This is a genomic window from Kitasatospora sp. NPDC088861, from assembly GCF_044750105.1.
Taxonomy (GTDB): domain Bacteria; phylum Actinomycetota; class Actinomycetes; order Streptomycetales; family Streptomycetaceae; genus Kitasatospora.
This window is the reverse complement of record NZ_JBIVJF010000002.1, coordinates 187,332-211,921: the sequence shown is the minus strand read 5'-3', so window position 1 is coordinate 211,921 and position 24,590 is coordinate 187,332. Positions and strand designations below refer to the sequence as shown.

21 protein-coding genes and 1 riboswitch are annotated in these 24,590 nt (G+C 72.0%); of the genes, 11 read left to right on the top strand and 10 right to left on the bottom strand.

The genetic code is table 11. The features are described 5' to 3' along the window. Positions 1 to 19: 19 nt before the first annotated feature. Positions 20 to 1,669 carry an NRAMP family divalent metal transporter gene (locus tag ACIP37_RS04765; protein ID WP_400843299.1) on the bottom strand — a complete coding sequence of 550 codons (1,650 nt, stop codon included), beginning with the start codon at positions 1,667 to 1,669 and terminating at the stop codon, positions 20 to 22. A gap of 360 nt (positions 1,670 to 2,029) precedes the next feature. Continuing rightward, a riboswitch (M-box (ykoK) riboswitch) is annotated at positions 2,030 to 2,206 on the bottom strand. A gap of 137 nt (positions 2,207 to 2,343) precedes the next feature. On the opposite strand from ACIP37_RS04765, the gene ACIP37_RS04760 reads away from it, so the two are divergent. The 4 genes from ACIP37_RS04760 (at position 2,344) to ACIP37_RS04745 (ending at position 7,435) form a co-directional block, all read left to right on the top strand. Next, entirely contained in the window at positions 2,344 to 3,240 is an 897-nt protein-coding gene (locus tag ACIP37_RS04760) for an ABC transporter ATP-binding protein (RefSeq protein WP_400803264.1), read from the top strand. Continuing rightward, the gene (locus ACIP37_RS04755; RefSeq protein WP_400803267.1) at positions 3,237 to 5,987 is read left to right on the top strand and encodes an FtsX-like permease family protein; all 2,751 of its coding nucleotides are present in this window, start codon (positions 3,237 to 3,239) and stop codon (positions 5,985 to 5,987) included. Before ACIP37_RS04760 ends, ACIP37_RS04755 begins: the two co-directional genes overlap by 4 nt. A 147-nt stretch (positions 5,988 to 6,134) precedes the next feature. Further along, positions 6,135 to 6,503: a BlaI/MecI/CopY family transcriptional regulator gene (locus ACIP37_RS04750; protein ID WP_363625139.1), complete on the top strand. Its 369-nt coding sequence runs from the start codon at positions 6,135 to 6,137 to the stop codon at positions 6,501 to 6,503. After that, positions 6,500 to 7,435, top strand: coding sequence for a M56 family metallopeptidase (locus tag ACIP37_RS04745; protein ID WP_400803270.1), 936 nt, complete (start codon positions 6,500 to 6,502; stop codon positions 7,433 to 7,435). The genes ACIP37_RS04750 and ACIP37_RS04745 overlap by 4 nt, the downstream gene beginning before the upstream one ends. A gap of 38 nt (positions 7,436 to 7,473) precedes the next feature. Here ACIP37_RS04745 and ACIP37_RS04740 read toward each other — a convergent pair whose 3' ends face one another. The 3 genes from ACIP37_RS04740 to ACIP37_RS04730 all read right to left on the bottom strand — a co-directional run bounded on the left by ACIP37_RS04740 (position 7,474) and on the right by ACIP37_RS04730 (position 11,276). Beyond that, positions 7,474 to 8,493 (bottom strand): acetamidase/formamidase family protein, encoded by a 1,020-nt coding sequence (locus ACIP37_RS04740; protein WP_363625129.1) that lies wholly within the window; start codon positions 8,491 to 8,493, stop codon positions 7,474 to 7,476. Beyond that, positions 8,490 to 10,025 (bottom strand): APC family permease, encoded by a 1,536-nt coding sequence (locus ACIP37_RS04735; protein ID WP_400803274.1) that lies wholly within the window; start codon positions 10,023 to 10,025, stop codon positions 8,490 to 8,492. The genes ACIP37_RS04740 and ACIP37_RS04735 overlap by 4 nt, the downstream gene beginning before the upstream one ends. Before the next feature lie 180 nt (positions 10,026 to 10,205). Beyond that, positions 10,206 to 11,276 (bottom strand): NlpC/P60 family protein, encoded by a 1,071-nt coding sequence (locus ACIP37_RS04730; protein ID WP_363625125.1) that lies wholly within the window; start codon positions 11,274 to 11,276, stop codon positions 10,206 to 10,208. Positions 11,277 to 11,578: 302 nt separating this feature from the next. On the opposite strand from ACIP37_RS04730, the gene ACIP37_RS04725 reads away from it, so the two are divergent. The 3 genes from ACIP37_RS04725 to meaB are packed head-to-tail and all read left to right on the top strand — an operon-like array spanning position 11,579 to position 16,662. Then, positions 11,579 to 13,447 carry a methylmalonyl-CoA mutase family protein gene (locus ACIP37_RS04725; protein WP_400803277.1) on the top strand — a complete coding sequence of 623 codons (1,869 nt, stop codon included), beginning with the start codon at positions 11,579 to 11,581 and terminating at the stop codon, positions 13,445 to 13,447. After that, on the top strand, positions 13,444 to 15,648 hold the full coding sequence (gene scpA, locus ACIP37_RS04720; protein ID WP_400803280.1) for a methylmalonyl-CoA mutase: 2,205 nt from the start codon (positions 13,444 to 13,446) through the stop codon (positions 15,646 to 15,648). Before ACIP37_RS04725 ends, scpA begins: the two co-directional genes overlap by 4 nt. A gap of 12 nt (positions 15,649 to 15,660) precedes the next feature. Then, entirely contained in the window at positions 15,661 to 16,662 is a 1,002-nt protein-coding gene (meaB, locus tag ACIP37_RS04715) for a methylmalonyl Co-A mutase-associated GTPase MeaB (protein WP_363587073.1), read from the top strand. A gap of 298 nt (positions 16,663 to 16,960) precedes the next feature. Here meaB and ACIP37_RS04710 read toward each other — a convergent pair whose 3' ends face one another. From ACIP37_RS04710 to ACIP37_RS04690, 5 genes are all read right to left on the bottom strand, one after another. Continuing rightward, the gene (locus ACIP37_RS04710) at positions 16,961 to 17,434 is read right to left on the bottom strand and encodes a DIP1984 family protein (RefSeq protein ID WP_400803284.1); all 474 of its coding nucleotides are present in this window, start codon (positions 17,432 to 17,434) and stop codon (positions 16,961 to 16,963) included. 114 nt (positions 17,435 to 17,548) lie between these two features. Next, complete coding sequence (locus ACIP37_RS04705; protein ID WP_400803286.1) at positions 17,549 to 18,367, bottom strand: hypothetical protein; 819 nt, start codon at positions 18,365 to 18,367, stop codon at positions 17,549 to 17,551. Between the two features lie 158 nt (positions 18,368 to 18,525). Further along, positions 18,526 to 19,095 carry a class IV adenylate cyclase gene (gene cyaB / locus ACIP37_RS04700; protein WP_400803289.1) on the bottom strand — a complete coding sequence of 190 codons (570 nt, stop codon included), beginning with the start codon at positions 19,093 to 19,095 and terminating at the stop codon, positions 18,526 to 18,528. Positions 19,096 to 19,108: 13 nt separating this feature from the next. Further along, entirely contained in the window at positions 19,109 to 19,960 is an 852-nt protein-coding gene (locus ACIP37_RS04695; protein WP_400803291.1) for a helix-turn-helix domain-containing protein, read from the bottom strand. 67 nt (positions 19,961 to 20,027) lie between these two features. Then, positions 20,028 to 20,156, bottom strand: a complete 129-nt coding sequence (locus ACIP37_RS04690) for a hypothetical protein (RefSeq protein ID WP_400803293.1) — start codon at positions 20,154 to 20,156, stop codon at positions 20,028 to 20,030. Here ACIP37_RS04690 and ACIP37_RS04685 point away from each other — a divergent pair. The 4 genes from ACIP37_RS04685 (at position 20,155) to ACIP37_RS04670 (ending at position 23,859) form a co-directional block, all read left to right on the top strand. Beyond that, on the top strand, positions 20,155 to 20,328 hold the full coding sequence (locus tag ACIP37_RS04685; protein ID WP_400803296.1) for a hypothetical protein: 174 nt from the start codon (positions 20,155 to 20,157) through the stop codon (positions 20,326 to 20,328). The two genes, ACIP37_RS04690 and ACIP37_RS04685, sit on opposite strands and share 2 nt — an antisense overlap. Beyond that, positions 20,325 to 21,515 carry a methyltransferase domain-containing protein gene (locus ACIP37_RS04680; RefSeq protein WP_400803299.1) on the top strand — a complete coding sequence of 397 codons (1,191 nt, stop codon included), beginning with the start codon at positions 20,325 to 20,327 and terminating at the stop codon, positions 21,513 to 21,515. Before ACIP37_RS04685 ends, ACIP37_RS04680 begins: the two co-directional genes overlap by 4 nt. 319 nt (positions 21,516 to 21,834) lie before the next feature. Next, the gene (locus ACIP37_RS04675) at positions 21,835 to 22,695 is read left to right on the top strand and encodes a tetratricopeptide repeat protein (RefSeq protein ID WP_400803302.1); all 861 of its coding nucleotides are present in this window, start codon (positions 21,835 to 21,837) and stop codon (positions 22,693 to 22,695) included. A 3-nt stretch (positions 22,696 to 22,698) separates the two neighbouring features. Continuing rightward, positions 22,699 to 23,859 (top strand): XRE family transcriptional regulator, encoded by a 1,161-nt coding sequence (locus ACIP37_RS04670; RefSeq protein WP_400803305.1) that lies wholly within the window; start codon positions 22,699 to 22,701, stop codon positions 23,857 to 23,859. Between the two features lie 55 nt (positions 23,860 to 23,914). Here the strand turns inward: ACIP37_RS04670 and ACIP37_RS04665 are convergent, their stop codons facing one another. Further along, positions 23,915 to 24,517, bottom strand: a complete 603-nt coding sequence (locus ACIP37_RS04665; protein ID WP_363587062.1) for a superoxide dismutase — start codon at positions 24,515 to 24,517, stop codon at positions 23,915 to 23,917. Positions 24,518 to 24,590 lie beyond the last annotated feature (73 nt).

Sequence of the window (24,590 nt, the reverse complement as noted above, 5' to 3'; positions counted from 1 at the left end):
CCGGGCTGCGGTCTGCGGCTCAGTGGTTGAGCGCGGTCTGGACGATCTTGATGATGACCATCACCATCGCGACCAGGAGGTAGGCGCGCAGGGCGCCCATGCCGACCTTGCGGGCGGTGGACATGACCGGCTTGCCGAGGGTCTCCAGCGGGGGCATCCGCCACTCCTCGCGGCCGGTGCGGTCGATCGGGTCCTCCTTGGTGACGGTGCGGCCGAAGGTGAAGAAGTACCCGGCGACCAGCACGCCCGCCACGCCGCAGCCGGCCATGATCCACAGGATGGCCTGCGAGCTGATGTCGGGCCAGACCACGGCGGCGGTCAGGATCAGCGACAGCATCACCAGGACCCCGACCACGGCGGAGGTGAAGGCGTTGGTCTTGGGCCCGTTGACCCACGGCCCCAGCACGGCCTTGTCGTTGCAGAGCAGCAGCAGGAACACCGTCGCCGAGGGCAGCAGCACACCCGCCAGCACCTGGACGAACTGCGTCATCAGGCCCTGGGTGTAGCCGGTGGACAGCAGCGTGATCACGGCCGCCGCGACCACCAGACCCGCGTAGATCGCGTAGAAGCCCCTGGCGCCCTTGACGCCCCGGTGCAGCGAGTGCCTGATGCCGAACACGTCGCCGATCGCGTAGGCGGTCGACAGCGACACCGCGAAGGCGCCGATGATCGAGGCGTCCAGCAGCGCGATGGCGAACAGCACGCCCACCACGTGCCCGGCCTTGTCCTCAAGGCCCTTGGCGACGGCGGCCGCGTCGGAGAACTGGCCGAAGCCGTCGGTGCCGGCGAAGGCCGCGGCGGTGAAGCCCATCATCGCGGCGGCGCCGATGATGACGATGACGATCCCGATCCACAGGTCGACCTTCTCGTACTTCATGAACCGCGGCGTGATCCGCTTGTCGATGACGTACGACTGCTGGAAGAACAGCTGCCACGGGGCGACGGTGGTGCCCACGATGGAGACGATCACCAGCATCACGGCCGCCAGCTGGCCCGAGCCGCCCGGCATGCTGGGCACCACGAAGTCGTGCGCCATCTGCGAGGTCTTCGGGTGGACCATGAAGTAGATCGGCACCAGCAGCAGCGAACCCACGCACAGCGTGACCGCGACGCGCTCGAAACGCCGGAACGAGCCGGTGAACGCCGAGGCGATGATGATCACGGCGGCCAGCACCACCGAGGCGACCTTCGGCAGCCCGAGGTACCCGGCGGCCAGGGTGACACCGATGAACTCGGTGACCAGCGTCAGCGCGTTCAGCAGGAACAGGTCGATGACGCTGAACGCGCCCCAGAACTTCCCGAAGCGCTCCAGGATCAGCCGGGCGTGGCCGACACCGGTGACAGCGCCCAGGCGCAGCACCATCTCCTGGTTCACGTACAGCACCGGGACCAGCATCAGCAGCGTCCACAGCAACTGCGTGCCGTAGTTCTGCCCCGCCTGCCCGTACGTCGAGAAGGCGCCCGCGTCGTTGTCGCCGACCATCACGATCAGGCCGGGGCCCACGATGGCGAGCAGGGTCTTGAGCCGCGCGGACAGGCCGTGGCGCGGCGTGGTGTCGTCGAGCCGGATGGTACCGAGCGCACCCCTGATGTCGCCGACGTGGGCGTCGTCGAGCACGGCGGTGCGGGTGGTGGTGGGGGCCTTCGGGTCCAGCATCACGTTGGTCATGGCAGGGCCTCCCTGCCCCCTTCCTTGAGGGGGCGACAGGGGGCACGCAGCAGCGATCCTCCCTGCGAGAGCGCACGGCGTCGGACCGCACGGCGGCGCTGAGCGGCGGCGGCCGTGAGGGCATGACGGAGCGTCAGACGTCGTGCGTCGGGGCGCGGTTGAGCGCATGACGCAGCGTCAGGTGAACGCGCGCAGGGAAGGTTGTTACCGCGTGCCAGAGGTGATCGAGAGCATGCGGGGGCAGGGGCGACTATGGCCCGGACTATCGCAGTCCATGTCTCTCGCCTCCTCCCGGTCGGGGGCGCACCGTCTGTGCACCGCATCGCGACACGGCAAGGAGCGGACCGGCCCCACGGGACCGGCACACCCCAACTCGTCAGAGCTTTGGCACTCCACGGCGTGTCCAGCCCGATCGGCCGGAAGCCACTTGGGGTCAACCCTTAACTCGGGAAGACCTGTCCTGAACCTGGGCGTCTCTCGACGTCGTCGGGTCAGTGGCCTGTGTCCGTGAAGACGCCTCACCGAACGAGGTGCCTTTCAAATCTCGTCAAGCATAAACCCTCCCCTTCACCCGGATAGCGGCGTTTCGACCGAACTTCGACAGCTTTGTAGAAGCTTGACCAAACCCACCCCTCGACGTGCACCCCCGTCCGGCATATATAGTTCACCGACATATGCAGCTCAACAGCTCACGAGGGGGAAGTGTGTCCCACAGCGATCCGACCCGATCCGCACCCGTCCTGCACCTGGCCAACGTCACCCGGGTGCACGGCCGGGGCGCCGCCGAGGTACACGCCCTGCGCGGCGTCGAACTGGCCGTCCACCCCGGCGAGTTCGTCGCCGTCATGGGCCCGTCCGGCTCCGGGAAGTCCACCCTGCTGACCCTGGCCGGCGGACTCGACGCGCCCAGCGAGGGCGAGATCCTGGTCGAGGGCGTGGCCCTCGGCGGCCTCAGCCGCGGCCGGCTCGCCGACCTTCGGCGGCGCTCCATCGGGTACGTCTTCCAGGACTACAACCTGATCCCCGCCCTCACCGCCGCCGAGAACATCTCGCTGCCCCGCGAACTCGACGGAGTCTCCGGACGCACCGCCCGCCGCGAGGCGCTCGCCGCCCTGGAGGAGCTCGGCATCGGGGAACTCGCCGACCGCTTCCCCGACGACATGTCCGGCGGCCAGCAGCAGCGCGTCGCCATCGCCCGCGCGCTGATCGGCGAGCGCCGCCTCGTCCTCGCCGACGAACCGACCGGCGCCCTCGACTCCGCCACCGGCGAGGCCGTGCTCGCCGTGCTGCGCGCCCGCTGCGACGCCGGGGCCGCCGCGATGATGGTCACCCACGAGGCCGCGCACGCCAGTTGGGCGGACCGGGTGGTCCATCTGAAGGACGGCGCGGTCGCCTCCGAGAGCCACGGGCGGCGCACCGGCAAGCGCCGGCTGACCGCCGAGCCGCTCAGCGCCCCGGCCGACGGCTACGGCCACGCGGCCGACGGGGCCGGGCACTCGGCCACCGGCACCGGGCACGCGGTCGGCGACTTCGGCCACGGGGCCGACGGCTACGGCGAGGTGGCCCGATGAGACTCGGCGCCTGGAAGGTCGCCCTGCGCATCGCCCGCCGCGACGCGCTGCGCGCCAAGGGCCGCAGCGCCCTGATCGTCGCCATGATCGCGCTGCCCGTCCTCGGCGTCACCGGCGCCGACGTCGTCCACCGCAGCGGGCAGCTCACCCCGGCCGAACGGGTCGAACGGGTGCTGGGCGGGGCGGACGCCCTCGTCACCTCGCTCGCCCCCGGCCGGGCCGTCGAGCAGGCCCCGGTCGCCGAGGACGGCGCCTTCGCGGCCCAGCCCCGCCCCGGACAACCGCCCACGGCCGAGCAGCAGAAGGCCGCCGGCACCGACCCGGTCACCCTGGTCACCGGGCTGCTGCCGCCGGGCAGCGTGCTCACCTCCGCCCGGCAGGGCCCGGAGACCGGCGCGACCTCCCCCGAAGGCCTGGTCCGCACCCTCACCACCGAGGCCGACCTCACCGACCCGCTCTGGCACGGCCGGCTCAACCTGGTCGACGGCCACGCCCCGGGCGGCCCGCGCGAACTGGCCGCCACCCGGGCCTTCCTCGACAACGCCGGGCTGGCCGTCGGCGGCACCACCACCTTTCCGGGCCTGGAGCGGACCACCTTCACCATCACCGGCGTCGTCGAGCACCCGGACGACCTCCGCCGGGTCGAACTCGTCGCCCAGTCGGGCGCGTTGCTGAGCCAGCTCGCCGCCGCCACGCCTCCCGGCAGCCCGGCCGCGGCACCGCCGGAGCCCGAACGCGGCGCCTGGCTGGTCCGGCTCCCCGCCGGGGCCACCCTCGACTGGGCCAAGGTCCAGGAGTTCAACGCCCACGGCTACACCCTCACCGCCCGCTCGGTCGCGCTCGCCCCGCCGCCGCGCGCCGCCGTCCCCTACTACCGGGACGCCTACCGCTCCTTCGGCCCCTCCGCCGACGACAACACCAAGGTCGTGGTGGCCACCGTCACCGGCATGGGCCTGCTGGAGGTCGCCCTGCTCGCCGGCCCCGCCTTCGCGGTCGGCGCCCGCCGCTCCCGCCGCCAGCTCGCGCTGCTCGGCGCCGCCGGCGGCCGGCGGACGCACGTCGGCGCGGTGGTGCTCGGCGGCGCCCTCGTCCTCGGCGCGGCCGGGGCCGTGGTCGGCGTGGTCCTCGGCGGCGGCCTCGTCGCCGGGCTGCGCCCGTGGATCGAACGGGCCGGCGGCGCCCGCTTCGGACACTTCGCCCTGCCGCCACTGGACCTGCTCGCGATCGGCGGGATCGGCCTGCTCACGGCGCTCCTCGCGGCCGCGCTGCCCGCCCGGCAAGCCGCCCGCCGCAGCGTCACCGCCGGACTCACCGACCGGGACACCGTCCAGGCCCCGAACCGCTGGGTCACCGTGCTCGGTGTGCTGCTGCTCGCCGCCGGCGCCGCCCTGGCCCTGTACGGCGCGAGCGCGCTGCAACACGGCGGCGTGCCCGTCGTCAGCACCTACGACACCCGCACGCTGACCGTGCTCGGCGGCTCCGTCATCGCCGAACTCGGCCTGCTCGCCTGCACCCCCGCACTCGTCGCCCTGCTCGGCCGGCTCGCCAGGCGGCTGCCGCTCGGCCCCCGACTCGCCCTGCGCGACTCCGCCCGGCACCGCTCGCGTACCGCGCCGGCCGTCGCCGCCGTGATGGCCGCCGTGGCCGGGGCCGTCGCCATCGGCGTCTACAGCACCAGCACCGACGCCGAGAACCGCCGCGACTACCGGCCGCAGGCCCCGTACGGCGCCGTGCAGCTCCTCTCCACCGTCGACGGACCGCAACTCGACGGCCTGCGCGCCGAGGTGGGCAAGCAGCTGACCGACCTGGGGCCGCGCGCCGACCTCGGCGAAGCGGTGTACCAGTTCTGTGCCAACTGCTCCAGCACCGTCCAGCTCAAGGGCACCGTGAACTGGCGCACCGCGTCCGGCCCGCCGCACCTGGCCTCCGGGGACGCCGCCATGCTCCGCACCCAGTTCGGCATCCACGACCCGGCCGCCGAACAGGCCCTGGCCGCCGGGAAGATCCTGGTCTTCGACCGCGCCTTCCTCGCCGGCGACGGCCGGGCGGTGCTCCAGCTGCGCGGCAGCTCCGGCGCGCCGCTCCAGCCCGGCGAGGTCCCCAAGCCCGACCTTCAGGAAATCCCGGCCGACGCCGTCCTGGTCGAGAACCCGGCCGCCGCCCGCTTCGCCCAGGGCCTGATCCTGCCCTCGGCGCTGCCCAAGCTCCTGCCCGGGCTCACCGCGAAGCCCACCGGCTCGATCTGGGTGCCCGCCACCCCGCCCGACCGCAAGGCCCAGCAGCGCACCGAGGCCGCCGTCGTCCGGCTCGACCGGGCCGCCCAGCTGGAGGTCGAGCGCGGCTTCCAGTCCCGCGGCGACGCCCTCACCCTGGCCCTCAGCGGCTTCGCCGGACTGGTCGTCCTCGGCGCCGCCGGCATCGCCACCGGCCTGGCCGCCGCCGACTCCCGCCAGGACCAGGCCACCCTGGCCGCCGTCGGCGCACCACCGCGGATCCGCCGCACCATGGCGGGACTGCAGTGCGCGATGATCGCCCTGCTCGGGGCGCTGCTCGGGGCGGTCAACGGCTTCGTCCCCGCGGTAGGCCTGCTGAAGTCCCGGGCGAGCGGGTTCGGCGGCCACCCGGCCCTGATCACCGCCCCCTGGGGCCAGCTGCTGCTGGTCGTCCTGGTGCTCCCGGTGCTGGCGGGGCTGCTCGCCGCCCTGCTGACCCGCTCCCGCATCCCGATGGGGCGGCGGCTGTCCTGACCCCTGGCGCACGCCGGTGCCCGCCCCCCCCGTTCCGGAGGGCGGGCTTCGGCGTGCGCGGGCGACCCACGCGCGAGAGCGCCGTACCATGGGCGGGTTCTAGCGGGCGAAGGGCGCCGGCGGTCGGCGAGGGAGAGAACGGCGGTGCTGCGCGGGTTCGGCGACCTGGAGGCCGAGATCATGGACCGGCTGTGGTCCTGGGGCCGGGCCGCCACCGTGCGCGAGGTGGTGGACGACCTCCAGCGCCAGCGGCCGGTCGCGTACACCACCGTCACCACGGTGGCCGACATCCTGCACACCAAGGGCTGGCTGCGCCGGGACAAGGTGGGCCGGGCCTGGGCGTACGAACCGACCTGCACCCGGGAGGCGTACACCGCGCGGCTGATGCGCCAGGCGCTGGAGACCACGCCGGACCGGGCGGGTGCGCTGCTGCACTTCGTCGACGGGATGAGCAGCGACGAGGCCTCCGCGCTGCTGGCGGCGCTGGAGCAGGTGAAGGCCCGGGACGCCGGGTGACCCTCGCGTTGCTCGGCCTCCACCTGGCCGTGACCGGGGTCCTGCTGCCGCGCCGGCTGGCCGGCTCGGCCCGGTTGCAGGCGCGCCCGGCGGCGGGCGCCGCGCTCTGGCTGGCCCTGATGGCCTCCTTCCTGGTCGCGTTGCTGCTGGCGGCGCACCACGCGGTGGAGCCGTTCGCCCACGAGCCGGCCGGGCTGGTCGGGCTGTTCCCGCACCCGGAGCCGCCCGGGCCCGTCGCCCCGCACACCCACGACTGGTGGCTGCTGGCCGCCGCCGGGGCCGCGATCGCCACGCTGGTGGCGGCCGTCGGCGTCCGGGCCGGACGGGCGCGCCGGCGGCACCGGGCGATGCTGGACGTGGTCGCCGTCCGGGACGGGCGCTGGGGCGCCCTGATCCTGGAGCACGCCCACCCGACCGTCTACTGCCTGCCCGGCCGCAGCTCCCGGGTGGTCCTGTCGCGCGGGGCCCTGCGGCTGCTGGACGACCGGCAGTTGGCCGCGGCGGTGGCGCACGAGCACGGACACATCCGCGGCCGCCACCACCTGTTCCGGCTGCCGGCGGACACCTTCGCCCTGCTGTTCGGCCCGCTGCCGCTGGCCCGGCACGGGCGGGCGGAGGTGGGACTGCTGCTGGAGATGGCGGCCGACGACGCCGCGCTGGCGCGGGTGTCGCGCAGCGAACTGGCCTCCGCGCTCTGCGCCCTGGCGACGTCCGGAGCCCCGACGGGCGCCGCGCACGGCGTCGTGCCGGGCACGGCGTACGGCATCGCGCCCGGCGGGTCGCTGGCGGCGTCCGCCACCGGGGTGCTGGCCCGGGTCCGCCGGCTGGCCCGACCGGGGCACGGCCGACGAAGGCGCCAACTGGCCTTCTGGATGGTGGTGTCGGCGCTCCCGCTGCTGCCGTACCTGCTGGCCTGCGCGCCGCACCCGTAGGGCGTCCGCCGTCCCCCGGTCACGATGCCGGGCGGACCCTAGCGGTGCCGCAGGTACGCCTCGGCGGTTTCGCGCAGGCGGTCGTGCAGGCCGTCGTAGGCGCGGACCCGCCCGAGCAGGCTCTTCGGCAGCTTGGCGACCATCGTGTAGTTGGTGTCGCAGACGTTGGCGGCCGGCGCCAGCCCGGCCTGGCTGACCAGTTGGTAGGCGTCGAGCTGGTCCAGGCCGAGCAGGTGCCCGGTCCAGCCGACCAGGTCGTGCTGGCTGATCCGGAACGCGTCCTCCAGGGGGCGGGCGGAGCCGGTGCTGATCAGGAAGCGGTCGTCCTCCAGCCGCGGCCAGGCCGGTCCGCCGCCCTTGACCAGGTCGACGATCACGGTGGTGCGCATGGCCGCCTCCACCGCCGTCCCGCACACCTCCCCCTCCCCCTGACGGGCGTGGCCGTCGCCGATGGCGAGCAGCCCGCCCGGGACGTTGACCCCGAAGTAGGCGGTGGTGCCGGCCCGCATCTCGGGGGTGTCCAGGTTGCCGCCGTGCGCGCCCGGCGTGATCGAGGCCAGCACCTCGCCGGCCGCCGGGGCGACCCCGACGGTGCCGTGCATCGGGTCGAGCGGGAGGTCCACCGTGAAGTCGCTGTTCCGGGCCCGGAATCGGCAGAAGCCCGCCTTGAGGTCCAGGTCGTAGACCCAGACCCGCTCCTCCAGCGGCGGGTGCAGCATCGCCGTGCTGTGGGTCGCGGTCAGCGCGCCGAAGTGCGGGAAGGTGCTGGAGACTCCGTACTCCCGGGCCGGGGTGATCTCCACGAAGTGCACCGCGAGGACGTCGCCGGGCTCCGCGCCCGCCACCGCGATCGGCCCGGTGACCGGGTTGAGGTAGGGGAAGACGCAGACCTGGCTGGGCAGGTCGCCGGTGCCGCGCACCTTGCCGCCGAAGCAGTCCTCGGTGGTCAGTTCGACGATGGTGCCGGGCCGCACGGTGACGAGCGGTGCGCGTCCGCCGAAGGTGTAGGCGTAGTCGGCCGGGGCGGGGGCCAGCTGGACGGTCTCGGGCAGGCTCACGGGTTCTCCTCGCGGGTGGTGGGCGCATCGACGGTGGATTCGGGCCCGGTGGCGGGATCGGGCTCGGTGCCGGATCCGGGCTCGGTGCCGGATCCGGGCTCGGTGCAGGATCCGGGCTCGACGGCCGATCCGGGCTCGACGGCCGATTCGGCCTCGATGACGGCCAGTCGGGGCTTGCGGCCGGTGGCCACCAGCCCGGCCAGCACGACCGCGCCGACGGCCAGCCAGACGAAACCGAGCCGCTGGGCCGCTATGTTGGCGTTCACGACCACGTAGGCGAGGATCGCGAAGCCGAGGACCGGCGCGATCAGGTGGCGCCAGTAGTCCTTGCTGCGTCGGCGGATCAGGTAGTGGACGATGACGGCGACGTGCAGGACCAGGAAGGTGGTCAGCGCGCCGAAGTTGACCAGGGTGCTCAGCAGGGTGATGCCGTCGTCACGCGAGGCCATGTAGAGGCCGAGCAGCAGCGAGATCGCGGCGGTCAGCAGGGTGGCGTTGACCGGCACCCGGCGCTCGGGGTGGATCCGGGCCAGGAAGGCGGGCAGCTGGCGGTCCCGGGCCATCGCGTACAGCAGCCGCGAGGTGGCGGCCTGGGCGACCAGGGAGTTGGCGAAGCCCCAGGCGACGGCGGTGGAGGCGGCGGTCAGCGTGGCGAGCCAGCTGCCGGCGGCGGTGCGGGCCGCGTCGTAGAAGGCGGTGCCGTTCGGATCGCCGTCCCGGATCAGGGCGTCCGGGTCCGGCATTAGCAGCGAGGCCACCCACGTCTGCACGATGAACAGCGTGCCCGCGAGCAGCAGCGCGGCGACCATCGACCGGCCGACGGCCTTGGTGGAGTCCCGGTTCTCCTCCGAGAGGGTGGAGATCCCGTCGAAGCCGAGGAAGCTGAGCACCGCGATCGAGACCGCGCCGAAGACCAGGCTCCACGAGAAGGTGTGCGCGTTGTAGAGCGGGGTGAAGTCGAAGCCCCGGCCCTTGCCGGAGGCGAGCGCGATCACACCGACCACCACGAACAGCGCCAGCACGACGAGTTCGCCGATCAGCATCGCCTTGTTGACCCTGGAGGTGGTCTCGATGCCCAGGTAGTTGACCACGGTGTTGAGCAGCACGAAGCCGACCAGCCAGAGCCACACCGGGACGGACGGGACCAGCGAGTTCATGGCGACACCGGCGACCAGGTACAGCAGCCCCGGCACCAGCACGTAGTCGAGCAGGATCATCCAGCCGGACAGGAAGCCGACCGGCGCCGCGATGCCCCGCCCGGCGTAGGTGTACACCGAGCCGGCCATCGGGAAGGCCCGCGACATCTGGGCGTAGGACAGGGCGGTGAACATCATCGCGACCATGCCCAGGACGTAGGCCAGCGCGACCATGCCGCCGGAGCCCTGGAAGACGCCGCCGAAGATGCCGAACGGTGCGATCGGCACCATGAAGACCAGCCCGTAGACGAGCAGGTCGGTGAAGGTCAGGGACCGGCGGAGTTCCTGTTGGTAGCCGTAGCTCTCGATGTTCCGGGGCGCGGGCGTGTCAGCCATGGTGCTCCCTCTCCGTGACGACCCTGGGGGTGTGGGGAGACTGTAGGGGCAAGTACTTCCAGATGGTCCTGTTTCCACGTTCCGCCGCACGAGGAGGACCGACCGGGCGGACCCGGAGAACGCGAAGGCCCGCCCCCGCCGAGGCGGGAGCGGGCTGCCGGACTGCCGGTGTCGGACTTCCTACGGCCGGACGGCGCCCACGTACGGCATGGCGCTGATCGGGAGGACCTCGACGTTCTTGCCGGTGCGCGGGGCGTGGATCATCTTGCCGTCGCCGATGTAGATGCCCACGTGGTGGATGTCGGGGTAGAAGAAGACCAGGTCGCCGGGCTGGAGGTCGGCGCGCTGGACGCGGGCGCCGCTGTTCCACTGGTCCTGGGACATCCGGGGCAGCTTGACGTTGGCCGAGCGGTAGGCGCCGCCGGTGAGGCCGGAGCAGTCGAAGCTGCTGGGGCCGGTCGCGCCCCAGCCGTAGGGCTTGCCGAGCTGGGCGTAGGCGAACTGGAGGATGGCGGCGGCTCGACCGCTGGCGGGCGGCGCCGGGGTGTTCATGTTCTGGCGCTCCGAGGAGCGGGAGGCCCGGTCGGCGGCGGCCGCCGCCTGGGCCTCGGCCTTGGCCTTCTCGGCGTTCTGCTGGGCGTTGATCTTGGCGCGGTCCTCGGCGCTCAGCTTGTTGAGCATGCCCTGTGCCTGGGCGAGCTTGGCCTGGATCTGCTTCTTCTTCTCCCCCAGCTCGGTGCCGACGGAGTCGAGCTGGGCCAGGGTGGCCGTGGCCTCGGCGCGGTCCTGGTCGAGCTTGCGCTGCTCGTTCTGGGCCTGCTTGAGCAGGGATATCTGGGAGTCGGCGAGGTGGTTCTGCACCGAGGCGCGCTCCAGGTAGGCGGCCGGGTCGGAGTCGAGCATCAGCTGGAAGGACGGGTCGATGCCGTTGGTGCGGTACTGGTCGGCGGCCACCGCGCCGAGCTGGGAGCGCAGCTCGTTCATCGCCTCCTGCCCGCGGGCGACCTTCTCCTGGATCTTGCTGGCGTCGCCCTGGAGCTTCTGCTGCTTCTCCTGGAAGCCGTTGAACTGCTCGACGGCCTGCTCCGCCTCCTCGTTGAGCTTGTCCACCTGTTCCTTGACGGAGGCCAGGTTGGGGGCGGGCTCGGCGTGGGCGGTGCCGGAGGCGAGGACGGCGCCGCCGGCCATGGCCGTGGTGAGGACCGCCATGCGGGCCCGGCTCGGGGGGCTGGGCTTGCGACGCTTTCCCATGGCGGGGGGCTCTCCTTCGGGGGACGGCAGGGGACGGCGAAGGCGGGCGAGGACCTACGGGGGTTCGGTCCCCGCCCACCTTCTTCGAAGTAACTTAATAGATGAGTGGAGGGGTTCCGCAATCCCCCTGTTCCGGGCCGTCCCTGGCGATCGATCGTGGCCCCCGGCACCGGCGTTGACCTCGGGTGCCGCCGTCCGCGGCACTCCTCGCCGCCCGGAGTGCTGAGAACGTGCCAAATCGAGGGAAAGGTCACACGGACCGCCCCTCCTGCGGTCCTGCGAACGAGCGCTAACCTGCGGTCATGAACGTCCTGCCCGAAGGGCTCCCCCTCGCCGCCGAATTCCCGGCCGCACACCGCGAGCAGTGGCAGCAGCTCGTCGAGGGCGTGCTGCGCAAGTCCGGCGCGCACCCCGCGGACGGCGCCGCCGCCGAGCGGGCGCTCACCACCGAACTCCCGGACGGGCTGCGCGCCCGCCCGCTGTACACCGCCGAGGACGCCCCGGCCGAAGCCGGCTACCCCGGCTTCCCCCCGTTCGTCCGTGGCGGCCGGCCGCAGGGCGCCGCCGTCGCCGGCTGGGACGTCCGCCAGCGGCACGCCGACCCGGACCGCCGACGCACCAACGAGGCGGTCCTGGCCGATCTGGAGAACGGCGTCGGCTCGCTCTGGCTGGAGCTCGGCGGCGCGGGCCTGCCCGTCACGGCCCTGCCCGAGACGCTGGCCGGCGTGTACCTCGACCTGGCCGCCGTGGCACTCGACGCCGGGCCCGAATTCACCGCCGCCGCCGAGCAGTTGTTCGCCCTGTACGAGGAGCGCGAGGTCTCCCCCGGTGCCGCCGCCGGCAACCTCGGCGCCGACCCGCTGGGCCTCCAGGCCCGTACCGGCGAGACCGGACGCACCACCGCACTGCTCGCCGAGGCCACCGCGCTGGCCGCCCGCTGCGCCGCCGAGTACCCCGGCGTCCGGGCGCTGACCGTGGACGCCCTGCCCTACCACGAGGCCGGCGCCTCGCCCGCCCAGGAGCTGGGCTGCTCGCTCGCCACCGGCGTCGCCTACCTGCGGGCGCTCACCGCCGCCGGGCTGTCGGTGGACGCCGCGCTCGGCCAGCTGGAATTCCGCTACGCGGCCGACGCCGACCAGTTCCTCACCATCGCCAAGTTCCGTGCCGCGCGCCGCCTCTGGTCCCGCGTCGCCGAGGTGTCGGGGGCTTCCGCGGCGGCCTCGGCGCAGCGCCAGCACGCCGTCACCTCCCGGGTGATGATGACCGCCCGCGACCCGTGGGTGAACATGCTGCGCACCACCGTCGCCTGCCTCGCCGCCGGCGTGGGCGGCGCCGACGCCGTCACCGTGCTGCCCTTCGACAGCGCCCTCGGCCTGCCGGACTCCTTCGCCCGCCGGATCGCCCGCAACACCCAGTCGATCCTGCTGGAGGAGTCCCACCTCGCCCGGGTGATCGACCCGGCCGGCGGCTCCTGGTACGTCGAGCAGCTGAGCGAGGAGCTGGCGGCGGCCGCCTGGGCCTGGTTCCAGGAGATCGAGCGGGCCGGCGGCCAGCAGGCGGCGCTCACCGACGGGACGGTCCGCGAGCGGATCGCCGCGACCTGGGCGGAGCGTTCCGTCAAGCTCGCCAAGCGGCGTGAACCCGTCACCGGCGTCAGCGAGTTCCCGCACCTGGACGAACAGCCGCTGGTCCGCGAGCCGGCCCCGGCCGCACCGGGCGGCGGGCTGCCGCAGGTGCGCCGCGCCGAGGCGTACGAGGCGCTGCGCGACCGCTCGGACGCGCAGCTCGCGGCCACCGGCGAGCGGCCGAAGCTGTTCCTGGCCTCGATCGGCACCGCCTCCGCGCACACCGCGCGCACCACCTTCGCCGCCAACCTGTTCCAGGCCGGCGGCATCGCGACGACCTCGCTGGAGTCCGTCGACCCGGCCGCCTTCGCCGAGGCCTTCACCGCCTCCGGCGCCACCGCCGCCTGCCTGTGCTCCGGCGACGCGCAGTACGGCGAGCACGCCGAGGCCGTCGCCGGCGCGCTGAGGGCGGCCGGAGCCCAACGGGTGCTGCTGGCCGGTCGGCTCGGCGAAACCCCGGCAGGAGTAGACGAGTTCATCCACGCGGGCGGGGACGCCATCGCCGTCCTCACCTCCCTGCTCGACCAGATCGGAGTGGCACGATGATCCCCGACTTCACCGGAATCGGGCTGAACGGGGATCCCTCCGGGGACGTCACCGACGGCCAGTGGCGGGCCGCCTGGCGGCAGTCCACCGGCAAGGACGTCGACGAGCTGGTCTGGGACACCCCCGAGGGCATCGGCGTCAAGCCGCTGTACACCACGGCGGACCTGGCCGGCCTGGACTTCCTGGAGACCTACCCGGGCATCGCCCCGTACCTGCGCGGGCCGTACCCGACCATGTACGTCAACCAGCCGTGGACCGTCCGCCAGTACGCGGGCTTCTCCACCGCCGAGGAGTCCAACGCCTTCTACCGCCGCAACCTGGCGGCCGGCCAGAAGGGCCTCTCGGTCGCCTTCGACCTGCCGACCCACCGCGGCTACGACAGCGACCACCCGCGCGTCACCGGCGACGTCGGCATGGCGGGCGTGGCGATCGACTCGATCTACGACATGCGCCAACTCTTCGACGGCATCCCGCTGGACAAGATGTCGGTGTCGATGACCATGAACGGCGCCGTCCTGCCCGTCCTGGCCCTGTACATCGTGGCCGCCGAGGAGCAGGGGGTGGCACCCGAGAAGCTGGCGGGGACCATCCAGAACGACATCCTCAAGGAGTTCATGGTCCGCAACACCTACATCTACCCGCCGCAGCCGTCGATGCGGATCATCTCGGACATCTTCGCGTACACCTCGCAGAAGATGCCCCGGTACAACTCCATCTCCATCTCTGGGTACCACATCCAGGAGGCCGGGGCCACCGCCGACCTGGAGCTGGCCTACACCCTGGCCGACGGGGTGGAGTACCTGCGCGCGGGCCTGGACGTGGGCCTGGACGTCGACGCGTTCGCGCCGCGGCTGTCGTTCTTCTGGGCGATCGGCATGAACTTCTTCATGGAGGTCGCCAAGCTGCGCGCGGCCCGGCTGCTGTGGGCGAAGCTGGTCAAGCAGTTCGACCCGAAGAACGCCAAGTCGCTGTCGCTGCGCACCCATTCGCAGACCTCCGGCTGGTCGCTCACCGCCCAGGACGTGTTCAACAACGTGACCCGCACCTGCGTGGAGGCGATGGCCGCCACCCAGGGCCACACCCAGTCGCTGCACACCAACGCGCTCGACGAGGCGCTGGCCCTGCCCACCGACTTCTCCGCCCGGATCGCCCGCAACACCCAGCTGCTGCTCCAGCAGGAGTCCGGCACCTGCCGGGTCATCGACCCGTGGGGCGGCTCCGCCTACGTCGAGAAGCTCACCCACGACCTGGCGCGCCGTGCCTGGCAGCACATCCAGGAGGTCGAGGCGGCCGGCGGCATGGCCAAGGCCATCGACGCGGGCATCCCGAAGATGCGCGTCGAGGAGGCCGCCGCCCGCACCCAGGCCCGGATCGACTCCGGCCGCCAGCCGGTCATCGGCGTCAACAAGTACCGGGTGGACAGCGACGAGCAGATCGACGTGCTCAAGGTCGACAACTCCTCGGTGCGCGCCCGCCAGATCGAGAAGCTGCGCCGGCTGCGCGAGGAGCGCGACGAGGCGGTCTGCCAGGACGCGCTGAACGCGCTCACCCGGGCCGCCGAGGCCGGCCCGCAGCGCGGCGGCTCGCTCGACGGCAACCTGCTGCACCTGGCCGTCGACGCGGCCCGGGCGAAGGCCACCGTCGGCGAGATCTCGGACGCCCTGGAGAAGGTGTACGGCCGGCACAGCGGCCAGATCCGTACCATCTCCGGTGTGTACCGAGACGAAGCGGGCCCCTCGGCCTCCCTCCAGCGCACCCGCGACCTGGTCGAGCGGTTCGAGCGGGCCGAAGGCCGGCGCCCGCGGATCCTGGTCGCCAAGATGGGCCAGGACGGCCACGACCGCGGCCAGAAGGTGATCGCCACCGCCTTCGCCGACCTCGGCTTCACCGTGGACGTCGGCCCGCTCTTCCAGACCCCCGACGAGGTCGCCCGCCAGGCCGTCGAGGCGGACGTGCACATCGTCGGCGTCTCCTCGCTCGCCGCCGGGCACCTCACCCTGGTCCCCGCGCTGCGCACCGCGCTCGCCGAGGCCGGCCGGGAGGACATCACCATCGTGGTCGGCGGGGTGATCCCCCCGCAGGACTTCGACGCGCTGTACGAGGCGGGAGCGGCGGCGGTCTTCCCGCCGGGCACCGTCATCCCGGACGCCGCCTACGACCTGCTCACCTCGCTGGCGGCCGACCTCGGCCACGAGCTGTGAGATTTTGATCGTATGCCTCCGCGGACGATCGACCTCGACAGCTATGTGACGGGTGTCCTCGACGGCTCGCGCGCCTGGATCGCGCGCGCCGTCACCCTCGTCGAGTCCACCCGGCCCGACCACCGCGCGCTCGCGCAGCAGTTGCTCCAACGGCTGCTGCCGCACGCGGGCGGCGCGGTCCGGGTGGGCATCACCGGCGTGCCCGGTGTCGGCAAGTCGACCTTCATCGACTCCTTCGGCACCATGCTCACGGGGCTCGGCCACCGGGTCGCGGTGCTCGCCGTCGACCCCACCTCCAGCCGCACCGGCGGCTCCATCCTCGGCGACAAGACCCGGATGGAACGCCTCGCCGTCGACCCGCACGCCTTCGTCCGCCCCTCGCCCACCTCCGGGACGCTGGGCGGCGTCGCCAAGGCCACCCGGGAGTCCATGGTGGTGATGGAGGCCGCCGGCTACGACGTGGTCCTGATCGAGACGGTGGGAGTCGGCCAGTCCGAGACCGCCGTCGCCGGGATGGTCGACACCTTCCTACTGCTCAGCCTGGCCCGCACCGGCGACCAGTTGCAGGGCATCAAGAAGGGCGTCCTGGAGCTGGCCGACGTCATCGCCGTCAACAAGGCGGACGGGCCGCACGAGACGGATGCTCGCGCCGCGGCCCGCGAACTCGCGGGCGCCCTAAGGCTGTTGCAGGCTCCCGACGCGGCGTGGACGCCCCCGGTGCTGACCTGTAGCGGGCGGGACGGCGCCGGACTCGACGTGCTGTGGGAGCGGCTGCAGCAACACCGCAAGGTCCTCGACGCCACCGGCGCGCTGGCCGCGAAGCGGCGGGACCAGCAGGTCGAATGGACCTGGACGATGGTCCACGACCAGCTCTACGCGCGGCTGCACGAACACCCCGAAGTGCGGCGGCTCTCGGTCGAGTTGGAGGCCCGGGTCCGCGCCGGCACCATGCCGGCCGGGCTCGCCGCGCAGCAGATCCTGGACAGCTTCTTCGGCTTGTTCGGCACGCCCTGACGGGAGGCGCTTTCTCGGGTGGCTCCGGGGAGGAACAGGTGCGAGGGCCGTGCCGGTGTGCACGGCCCTCGCACCGGGTGTGGGGCGCCCCGTTCCCGCCCTCGCCGCCCGGATCTGCACGTGGTGGTGAGCTGTGCGGTGTGCTCTGTCACCTGTACGCGATGCTGAGCTGCATTGTTCGGTGAGGAATCGAACCCCTGCGTTGCTCTTCACGCGCCAGGGGCCGGATGAACCGCCGGCCCGCGGTGTGTGCACGCCTCCGTGGCGACTACCTGCTTCCCCCACCCAGCTTGTGGGGTCAGTCCTCGATCAGGTCGATCTCCCAGTTGGTGCGCTGGATCAGGGTGTCCACCTCGCGGATCTCCTTCGCCAGGGCGTCCGCCTGGGCATGGAGCTCGGCGACCGGCAGGGCGGAGAGGATCCTGAGTTCGGACCGCAACTGCCGTACGGCTCCCCGCTGGTCGCGCCCGGAGGCGGCGTCGGCGGCCGCGGTGATCACCGAGTGGCGCAGCCGCAGGACGTCCCGGCGGGCGAGGGCGTCGGTCAGTGTGCCGCCGCCCTCGATGAGCGCGGTGGAGTTGGTCCGGTTGATCTGACGGATCAGCCGCTCCAGCTCGTCCAGCACCTCTCCGGCCTGGGCCAGGACCTCCGCCGCGCTCTCGGCCGGTTCCTCGCCCTCCTGGTAGCGCGCACTGCCGACGACGCGCGCCCGCAACTGCTCCACCTGCCGCACCGCAGCCGCGCGCTGCGCGAGCGCTTCAGCCAGTTTCACCGCGTCATCACCTCTACGTCCTGCTGATCGTCCGGCAAGTATGCACATCGGTGCCTGACGGCTCGGCAAGAGGGGTGGAGCCGGCCGGACCGACCCGGCGGGCGCCGGGCGGGTTCACGCCCCTCGACAGCGTTCGGCCGCTGCCCGTACGTCCGCCAGCGCCCTCGCGCGGTCGACCGGCGGCGGCGAGAAGCGTCCGGGCGCCGCCAGTACGTGCTCCTCCCAGCGGTCCTGCCAGAACTCCACCGTCCAACCGGGCCATCGCCGCGGCATCTCGTACGCCTCCGCCGCCGCCCCGAGCACCCACCAGCCCACCCGCCGGCGCAGCGGATCGACGTGGATGCCGGCATCGGCCGACGCCCGGCAGACCCCGTGCTCGGGGCCGCCCGCCAGTCGGTCGAGCAGCGCAGCCCCCTCCCGGACCGGATGGTCGTTGACGTTCGCCAACACGTAGCAGTGCTCCGTCCCGACCGTCACCACCGCGACCATCGGCTCGGGGTCAGCCAGTTCCTCGTCGTCCGGTTCGAGCAGCGGCCCCACCGCAATCCCGCCCCCACGGGCACGGACGTGTTCGGGGTCCAGCCCCAGGTACGTCCGCAGCTCGGCCGGGCCGTCGTACATCCACCGGACGTCCCACCCCGCCCACGCCTCCTGCAACAGTTCCAGCGTGGCTGCCCGGTGGCGCATCTCGGCGCTCGGCCCTTCCCAGGCGAACAGCATCAACACCTTCCGCCCGAGGTCGATCAGTGCCGCACCCTGGCAGTGCACATCGTCCAGCCACCAGTCGACCGCTCTCAGGTGCCGGACCATCGAGAGAACCTCCGCCGGCCCGGCCAGGAGGTCGAGGTCGATTCCTACCGCCCCGAACCGCGACAGGTACAGCTCGAACTCACCGCTCTCGCGGACAACGACGAAGTTCGCACGATCACCCATCCGCCCAGAATGACCACCCCCGGCACGGGCCGCCACCACATTTGACGCCGACGCCTGGCTGGCGGAAATCGTGCTCGGATGGGGTACGCGGCTGGAGGCCGTCATCCCGGCGGATGAGTACCGGGATGGGCCGCCAGCGGGCCCGCTCAGCCGTGCGGTCAGGCAGGTCGCGCCGCCGCGACCGCGTCGGTGTACAGCTCAGTGGTCAAGTCGTCGTCCTTGATGCCGAGTTCGTCCAGCACCGCACGCACCAGGGCGAGGGCCGGCGCGAGGTCGGCCTCCGTGGCGGCCGTCGTCTCGACCTCGATGAACGTGGCGTCGTCCAACTCGGGAACGCGAACGAACGTGGCGAGCAGGCGCCTTCCGTCGCGCTGGAAGCCGTAGTTGCGGCACCGCTTCTCGAACGCGATGCGAGGGGTGAAGCCCAGGCCCCGCATGATCTCGTGCGCGGCATCGGCGTCCTCGACCTTCGTCTCGGACTCCGGCTTCGACCCGGACGCCTCGTCCACCCGGGCCCCCTTGTACGTGAGCACCGTGCGCGTGTCGTCCGGGCTGTGCACGGTACGGATCCGCAACTCGCGATCGGTGCCCATCAGGCTGCCGTCCGGCGCGTCGTAGTACGTGTCGCGGTAGACCTCGGCGCGGCCGGCACCGTGCCGGGCCTCCAGTTGCTCGCGCACGCCTTCCGGGTCGCGCACGACCGCCTTGAGCTCCGCTTCGATCGCCATCCTCGCCCCTCCGTCAGATCACGCGCTCGGCGCCGTCCACCATCACATCGAACTGCCTGCGCCAGCCCCGGTACAGGGGGCCGTGCGGGGTGGCCAGAACCTTATAGGTCGCCGACTCGTGTCCTTCCCAGTCCGCGTCGAAAGCTCCGACGAAGAGAGTCCGATCCAGCCTGATGATCCGCCACACCGGCACCGCGCTGTACCGGTAGACCTCAACCCGCCCGTACCCGGCCAGCTCTCGCAGTCGGGCCTCTGCAAGCCGGATGCCGCCCGCGAGCGATTCGGTGGATTCGCCGATCTCGGCGGCGCGCCGCTCAGCTGCCGGCGAGTCCGGGTCGAGGAGCAACACCCGCAGTCGCGGGGCGGGATCCCCATTCCAGTCCAGGTATTGGCGCAGCAGGGAGTCCCGCAGAGCCAGGAGCCCGAGACCGCGCACAGCGAGGACGTCCAGTTCAGTGGCCGACCGGGCGGCCCGTTGGATCTCGGCAGTCGCAGAGGCCTGGTCACTGTAGACGCGCGCGATCTCGGGGAAAGTCACCAGGTCGAAGGCTGATCCTGGCGAGCGTCGACCGTTCGGGCTCGGCGCCAGGCCAAGGAGGCGCCTCGCACCGTCGGGGAGATTGAGCCCGTCCGCGATGCGTTCGAAGACATCGAGCTTCGTAACGAGCCGACGGCCATTGATGATCTCGTTCACACGACCTTGGGTCATACCCACTTGCACGGCCAACCGGGCCTGACTGGCCCCACTATGGCGCTGAACGTACCGGAAGATGGCTGCCATATCGCGGCGGCTCAGCGCACGGCACACTTCCTCGCTCTGCCAGGCGAGGTCGGCCAGCTTGATCGGTTCGAGTGCGGTACCCACGAGACGCGCCCCTCATCGGTGAATCCATCCCACGGCGAGATTACCCACTGGATATTGGTATTGACGGTCAGTAACGGGAGTCTGGATCCGTGACCACGGGCCGAGTCCGCTCGGCCGCCTGGTCGACGATGACCCCGATGATCGGCACGACCAGCAGCACCACGACAACCATCGCGAACAGGTAGGGGGTACCCATGGGATGGGGAACCGGCAAGGACGGAAGCTCCGGTGGCGGCAGCGGGGACAACGACGGCGGGCAGGGCAAGCACGCGGGCGACAAGGACTTCAGCACGGCCCCGCAGAATCAGGATCACCAGTCGCGAAAGGCCGGCGGCAAGCACGGCAAGGGCGGCGACGAGAACAAGTGACAACTCACCACCAGGCCCTGGAGCAGGCCGGCGTGCGCGGCCTGCTCCTTGCCGTCTCCCGGCACCTCGGCCGCGATCTGACCCCCGACTGGCGCAAGGCCGCCGAAGCAACACCGCGCCACCGTTTCCTCCCCGACCGCATCTGGCTGAGCGGCGACGACGATGTTCTCGCGCCCTGCGATCGCGGGCACGAGCCCGATCGCTGGTTCGCCGCCGCGTACGCGGACGAACCCGTGGTGACGCAGATCAACGACGGGCAGGAGCCGGAGGATCTGGCCGACGCCTCACCGTCCTCCTCGGCCTCCGCTCCGTCGATCGTCTTCCAGATGCTCGAACTCCTCTGCCTCGCACCGGGGATGCGAGTCCTGGAGATCGGCGCGGGCACCGGGTTCAACGCCGCACTCCTCTCCCACCGGCTGGGCGACACCAACGTGACCACGATCGAGATCGACCCCACCGTGGCCGAACTCGCCCGTTCCAACCTCAAGGCCAACGGCTACGCTCCCGCCGTCGTCTGTGGGGACGGAAGCCTCGGCTGGAGCGGCGAAACACCGTTCGACCGTGTGGTGGCCACCTGTTCGGTGAGACGGGTTCCGTACGCCTGGATCGAACAGACCAGGCCCGGCGGCGTCATCCTCACCCCCTGGTGCGACGACTGGAGCCACGGCGGCCTGCTCCGCCTCACCGTGGGCAACGACGGAACTGCCACCGGCCGTTACACCCCCGACAGCGCCTTCATGCTGATGCGCACCCAGCGCCGCGACCTCCGCCTCTTCCGGGACGTCGTCATGGACGAGCACGTACCGGACGAGTCCACGACCACGCTCGACCCCTGGGCCGTCGCCGACTCGGAGTTCGAGACCCAGTTCGCCCTCGGGCACCGCCTCGGCGACCTCTGGTACGCCTGGCACCACGACCCCGATCTCGATGACGTCGAGACCCGCCTCTGGGTGGCCACGACCGACGGCGGCTCCTGGGCCGCCGTCGACTGGGACGGCACCGAGAACACCGAGCGGTACACGGTGTGGCAGCACGGCCCGCGCCGCCTGTGGGACGAAGTCGAGGCCGCCCACCGCTGGTGGCTGGACAACGACCGCCCCGGGCCGAGCCGCCTCGGCCTCACCATCGGCCCCGGAGGCCATCAGGCCTGGCTGGACGACCCGACGAATACGTGGCCCCTGCCGTAGCGGAGTGGATTGCCCGTCTCATTCAGCACGGCCCCGGACCGCCAGTCCGGGGCTGCCTGCCTGGAACCGATCGGATGTTCCAGGTGGTCAACAAGCCGACAACTGGGCATGTAGAGAGTGGAATTGGCGTTACCGTGGATCGGCTGTCGAGCTGAGCCGGAGGGACGTGGTGGATCGCCGGGGATTCGTGTCCGCCTCCAGCGCGTACGCGCTTGCGGCGTTGGGCCTGTCCGACCTTGATGCCGTCCTGCGGCGGGTACAGGGAAAGACTGGCAGCACAGTGAAGGTCGGCCGGGGCGAGGTCGCAGCGATCCGCCAGATGACGAAGTCGCTGGGCGACACGGCCGCCGAACTCGGTGGCGGCCATGCCCGCCATTTGGCCGTCCGCTACCTCCACGACGACGTCGCCCCCTGGCTGGACGGGACTTGGAGTGAAGCCGTCGGCCGGGAGCTGTTCGCGGCGACCTCCCAACTCGTCCACCTGGCCGGGTGGATGGCCCAGGACGAGGGGAACCAGGACGCTGCCCAGCAGTACTACGCGCATTCCTTCCGGCTCGCTTCCGAGGCCGGCGACGCCGAGTTGGCCGCCACCGCCCTGCGCGGTCTGGCCGTCCAGGCCATCGACCTGGGGTTCAGGCCCACCGCCGTACGGATAGCGGAAGAGTGCGTCGACCAGGCCAAACACCTCGATGACTCCCGATCCCTGGCCTACTACCAGGCCACCCTCGCCAACGCCGCAGCCCTCGACGGCGACCGGCGCACCGCGACCAGCTCGCTCGCCGCGTCCCAGAGCGCGATCGAACGGGCCACCGGCACGCCCGGCGAGTCGTGGGCCTCGCACTACAGCATCGGCCGGTGGGCTCACGAGTCCGGCATGATCCTCGCCCGACTCGGCGACCACACCAGCGCGCAGGAACACCTCCACCACGCGCTCGACATCCACGGCCTCGACCGCCGCCGCACCCGTGCGATCGTCCTCGCCGACCTCGGCACCGTCCGTCTCCGGCAGGACGACGTCGACGGTGCCCTCGCGTCCTGGAACGACTTCCTCGACTGCGCGGACGGCATCCGCTCGGTCAAGGTGCAGGACGCCGTCCGCGACCTCCGGGCCCGCCTCTACCGCCTCCGTGACGTGGCCGGTGCCGGGGAACTCGACGAACGAGCCGCAGCGCTAGGGTGAACCGTGGCAGACGACCGACCGGGCCCGTCCGACAGCCGGGAGCAGTGGCGATGGGTACGCAGCTTCCTCAACGACCACCGCTTCGAGTTGACCAATCGGCTCCTTGCCGAGAGCGATCCCGAACGGCTGGTCCCGGGGACTCCGCTGCTGGCTCGGCGGCACTGGATTCCGGAGCAGCCGGTGCCGCTGGAACGCGTCCGGCTGCGCTGGCAGCCGGACGCGCCGGAGGCCGACCTGGACGGCGGTGAGCCGGAGCTCGACCGCATCCGCCCGCGCCGGAGGGGCGGAACGGCCTACCGCCGCTACGCCGACGCGGTGCGGGAGCTTGCCAGGCCCAGGCTGTTCGAGGATCGAAGCTGCTACCGCCTGCTGGATGTCGGGACGTCTGCGGGCGGTCCGACGCTGGCCTTCGGCCGCGGCCGGTACTTCGACGTGATCGACATCTGTGAGGCCGTTGCGCACGAGTACGCGGCGGCGGTCCTGGCGGGCGGGGCCGCCACGCCCTTCCGCGCTGCCATCGGCGATCCGACCGACCTCGCGCGCCGACCGGTCATGGCGGCCATCAGTACGCTGACCATCCGGCACGATCGCAGGACCGGCGAAGCGGAGTTCGTGCTGCACTGGCGTGATCCCGAGAAGGTCGCCAGCGGCGGGGGTCTCTTCCAGGTGATGCCGGTCGGGATGTTCCAGGCTTCGCACGACGCGCCGTGGAACGAGGGGAACGACTTCGACCTCTGGCGGGCGATCCTGCGGGAGCTGAGCGAGGAACTGCTCGGTGACGCCGAGGACTACGGGAGCGACAGGGCGCCGATCGACTACGCCGCCTGGCCGCTCAACAGGTCGCTCACCGCAGCACATGAGGCCGGCCGCCTGCGGGTGTTCTGGCTGGGCCTCGGGATGGATCCGCTGACCTTCGTCACCGACATGCTCACCGTGGCCGTGTTCGACGCCGAGCTGTTCGACGAGACGTTCCGGCGCATCGTCTCGACCAACGACGAGGGCCACCGCGTCGGGCTGGACGACGCGACGGGGCGCTCGACCGGCATCCCGTTCACAGCCGAGCAGGTGGATCGCCTCACCGGTGCGGAGCCGATGCAGCCCGCCGGCGCGGCGCTCCTGCGGCTCGCCTGGCGGCACCGGAAGGCGCTGTTGCAGCTCTCCTGACCCGAGGAAGGCCCCGGACCGCCCGACCGGTCCGGGGCCGTTCACCTAGTGCGGGTCAGGCGGTCTTGGCGGCCGCGAAGCGGGACGAGACGTCCTGCCAGTTGACGACGTCCCAGAGCTTCTCGACGTAGTCGGGGCGGACGTTGCGGTACTGCAGGTAGTAGGCGTGCTCCCAGGCGTCGAAGGCGAGCAGCGGGGTGGTGCCCTGGCCGACGTTGCCGTGGTGGTCGTAGACCTGCTCGACGATCAGGCGCTTGGCCAGCGGCTCCCAGGAGAGGATGCCCCAGCCGGAGCCCTGCACGCCGGTGGTGGCGGTGGTGAGCTGCTTGCGGAAGGCCTCGAAGCTGCCGAAGTGCTCGGTGATGGCGTCGGCCAGCTCGCCCTCGGGGCGGTCGCCGCCCTCCGGGGAGAGGTTCTGCCAGAACAGCGAGTGCAGCACGTGGCCGGACAGGTGGAAGGCGAAGGTCTTCTGCAGGCCGACCAGGCCGCCGAACTGCTCCTTGTCGCGCGCCTCGGCCAGCTGGTCCAGGGTGTCGTTCGCACCCTTGACGTAGGCGGCGTGGTGCTTGGAGTGGTGCAGTTCGAGGATCTCGGGGGACATCGCCCGCTCAAGCGCGGAGTAGTCGTACGGCAGGTCGGGAAGCGAGTAGGTGCCCATGCTGGGACACAGCCCCTTTCGATGAACAGTGATGATCGTGCCGGGACAACACTATTGCGTATGAGTTGCAGGA

Coding starts and splice junctions, on each gene's coding strand:
- cyaB (WP_400803289.1), bottom strand. CDS start 19,095: ATGGCGATCGAAGCGGAGCTCAAGGCGGTCGTGCGCGACCCGGAAGGC.
- ACIP37_RS04755 (WP_400803267.1), top strand. CDS start 3,237: ATGAGACTCGGCGCCTGGAAGGTCGCCCTGCGCATCGCCCGCCGCGAC.
- scpA (WP_400803280.1), top strand. CDS start 13,444: ATGATCCCCGACTTCACCGGAATCGGGCTGAACGGGGATCCCTCCGGG.
- ACIP37_RS04705 (WP_400803286.1), bottom strand. CDS start 18,367: ATGGGTGATCGTGCGAACTTCGTCGTTGTCCGCGAGAGCGGTGAGTTC.
- ACIP37_RS04685 (WP_400803296.1), top strand. CDS start 20,155: ATGGGATGGGGAACCGGCAAGGACGGAAGCTCCGGTGGCGGCAGCGGG.
- ACIP37_RS04735 (WP_400803274.1), bottom strand. CDS start 10,025: ATGGCTGACACGCCCGCGCCCCGGAACATCGAGAGCTACGGCTACCAA.
- ACIP37_RS04760 (WP_400803264.1), top strand. CDS start 2,344: ATGCAGCTCAACAGCTCACGAGGGGGAAGTGTGTCCCACAGCGATCCG.
- meaB (WP_363587073.1), top strand. CDS start 15,661: ATGCCTCCGCGGACGATCGACCTCGACAGCTATGTGACGGGTGTCCTC.
- ACIP37_RS04690 (WP_400803293.1), bottom strand. CDS start 20,156: ATGGGTACCCCCTACCTGTTCGCGATGGTTGTCGTGGTGCTGCTGGTC.
- ACIP37_RS04765 (WP_400843299.1), bottom strand. CDS start 1,669: ATGACCAACGTGATGCTGGACCCGAAGGCCCCCACCACCACCCGCACC.
- ACIP37_RS04725 (WP_400803277.1), top strand. CDS start 11,579: ATGAACGTCCTGCCCGAAGGGCTCCCCCTCGCCGCCGAATTCCCGGCC.
- ACIP37_RS04675 (WP_400803302.1), top strand. CDS start 21,835: ATGACGAAGTCGCTGGGCGACACGGCCGCCGAACTCGGTGGCGGCCAT.
- ACIP37_RS04665 (WP_363587062.1), bottom strand. CDS start 24,517: ATGGGCACCTACTCGCTTCCCGACCTGCCGTACGACTACTCCGCGCTT.
- ACIP37_RS04730 (WP_363625125.1), bottom strand. CDS start 11,276: ATGGGAAAGCGTCGCAAGCCCAGCCCCCCGAGCCGGGCCCGCATGGCG.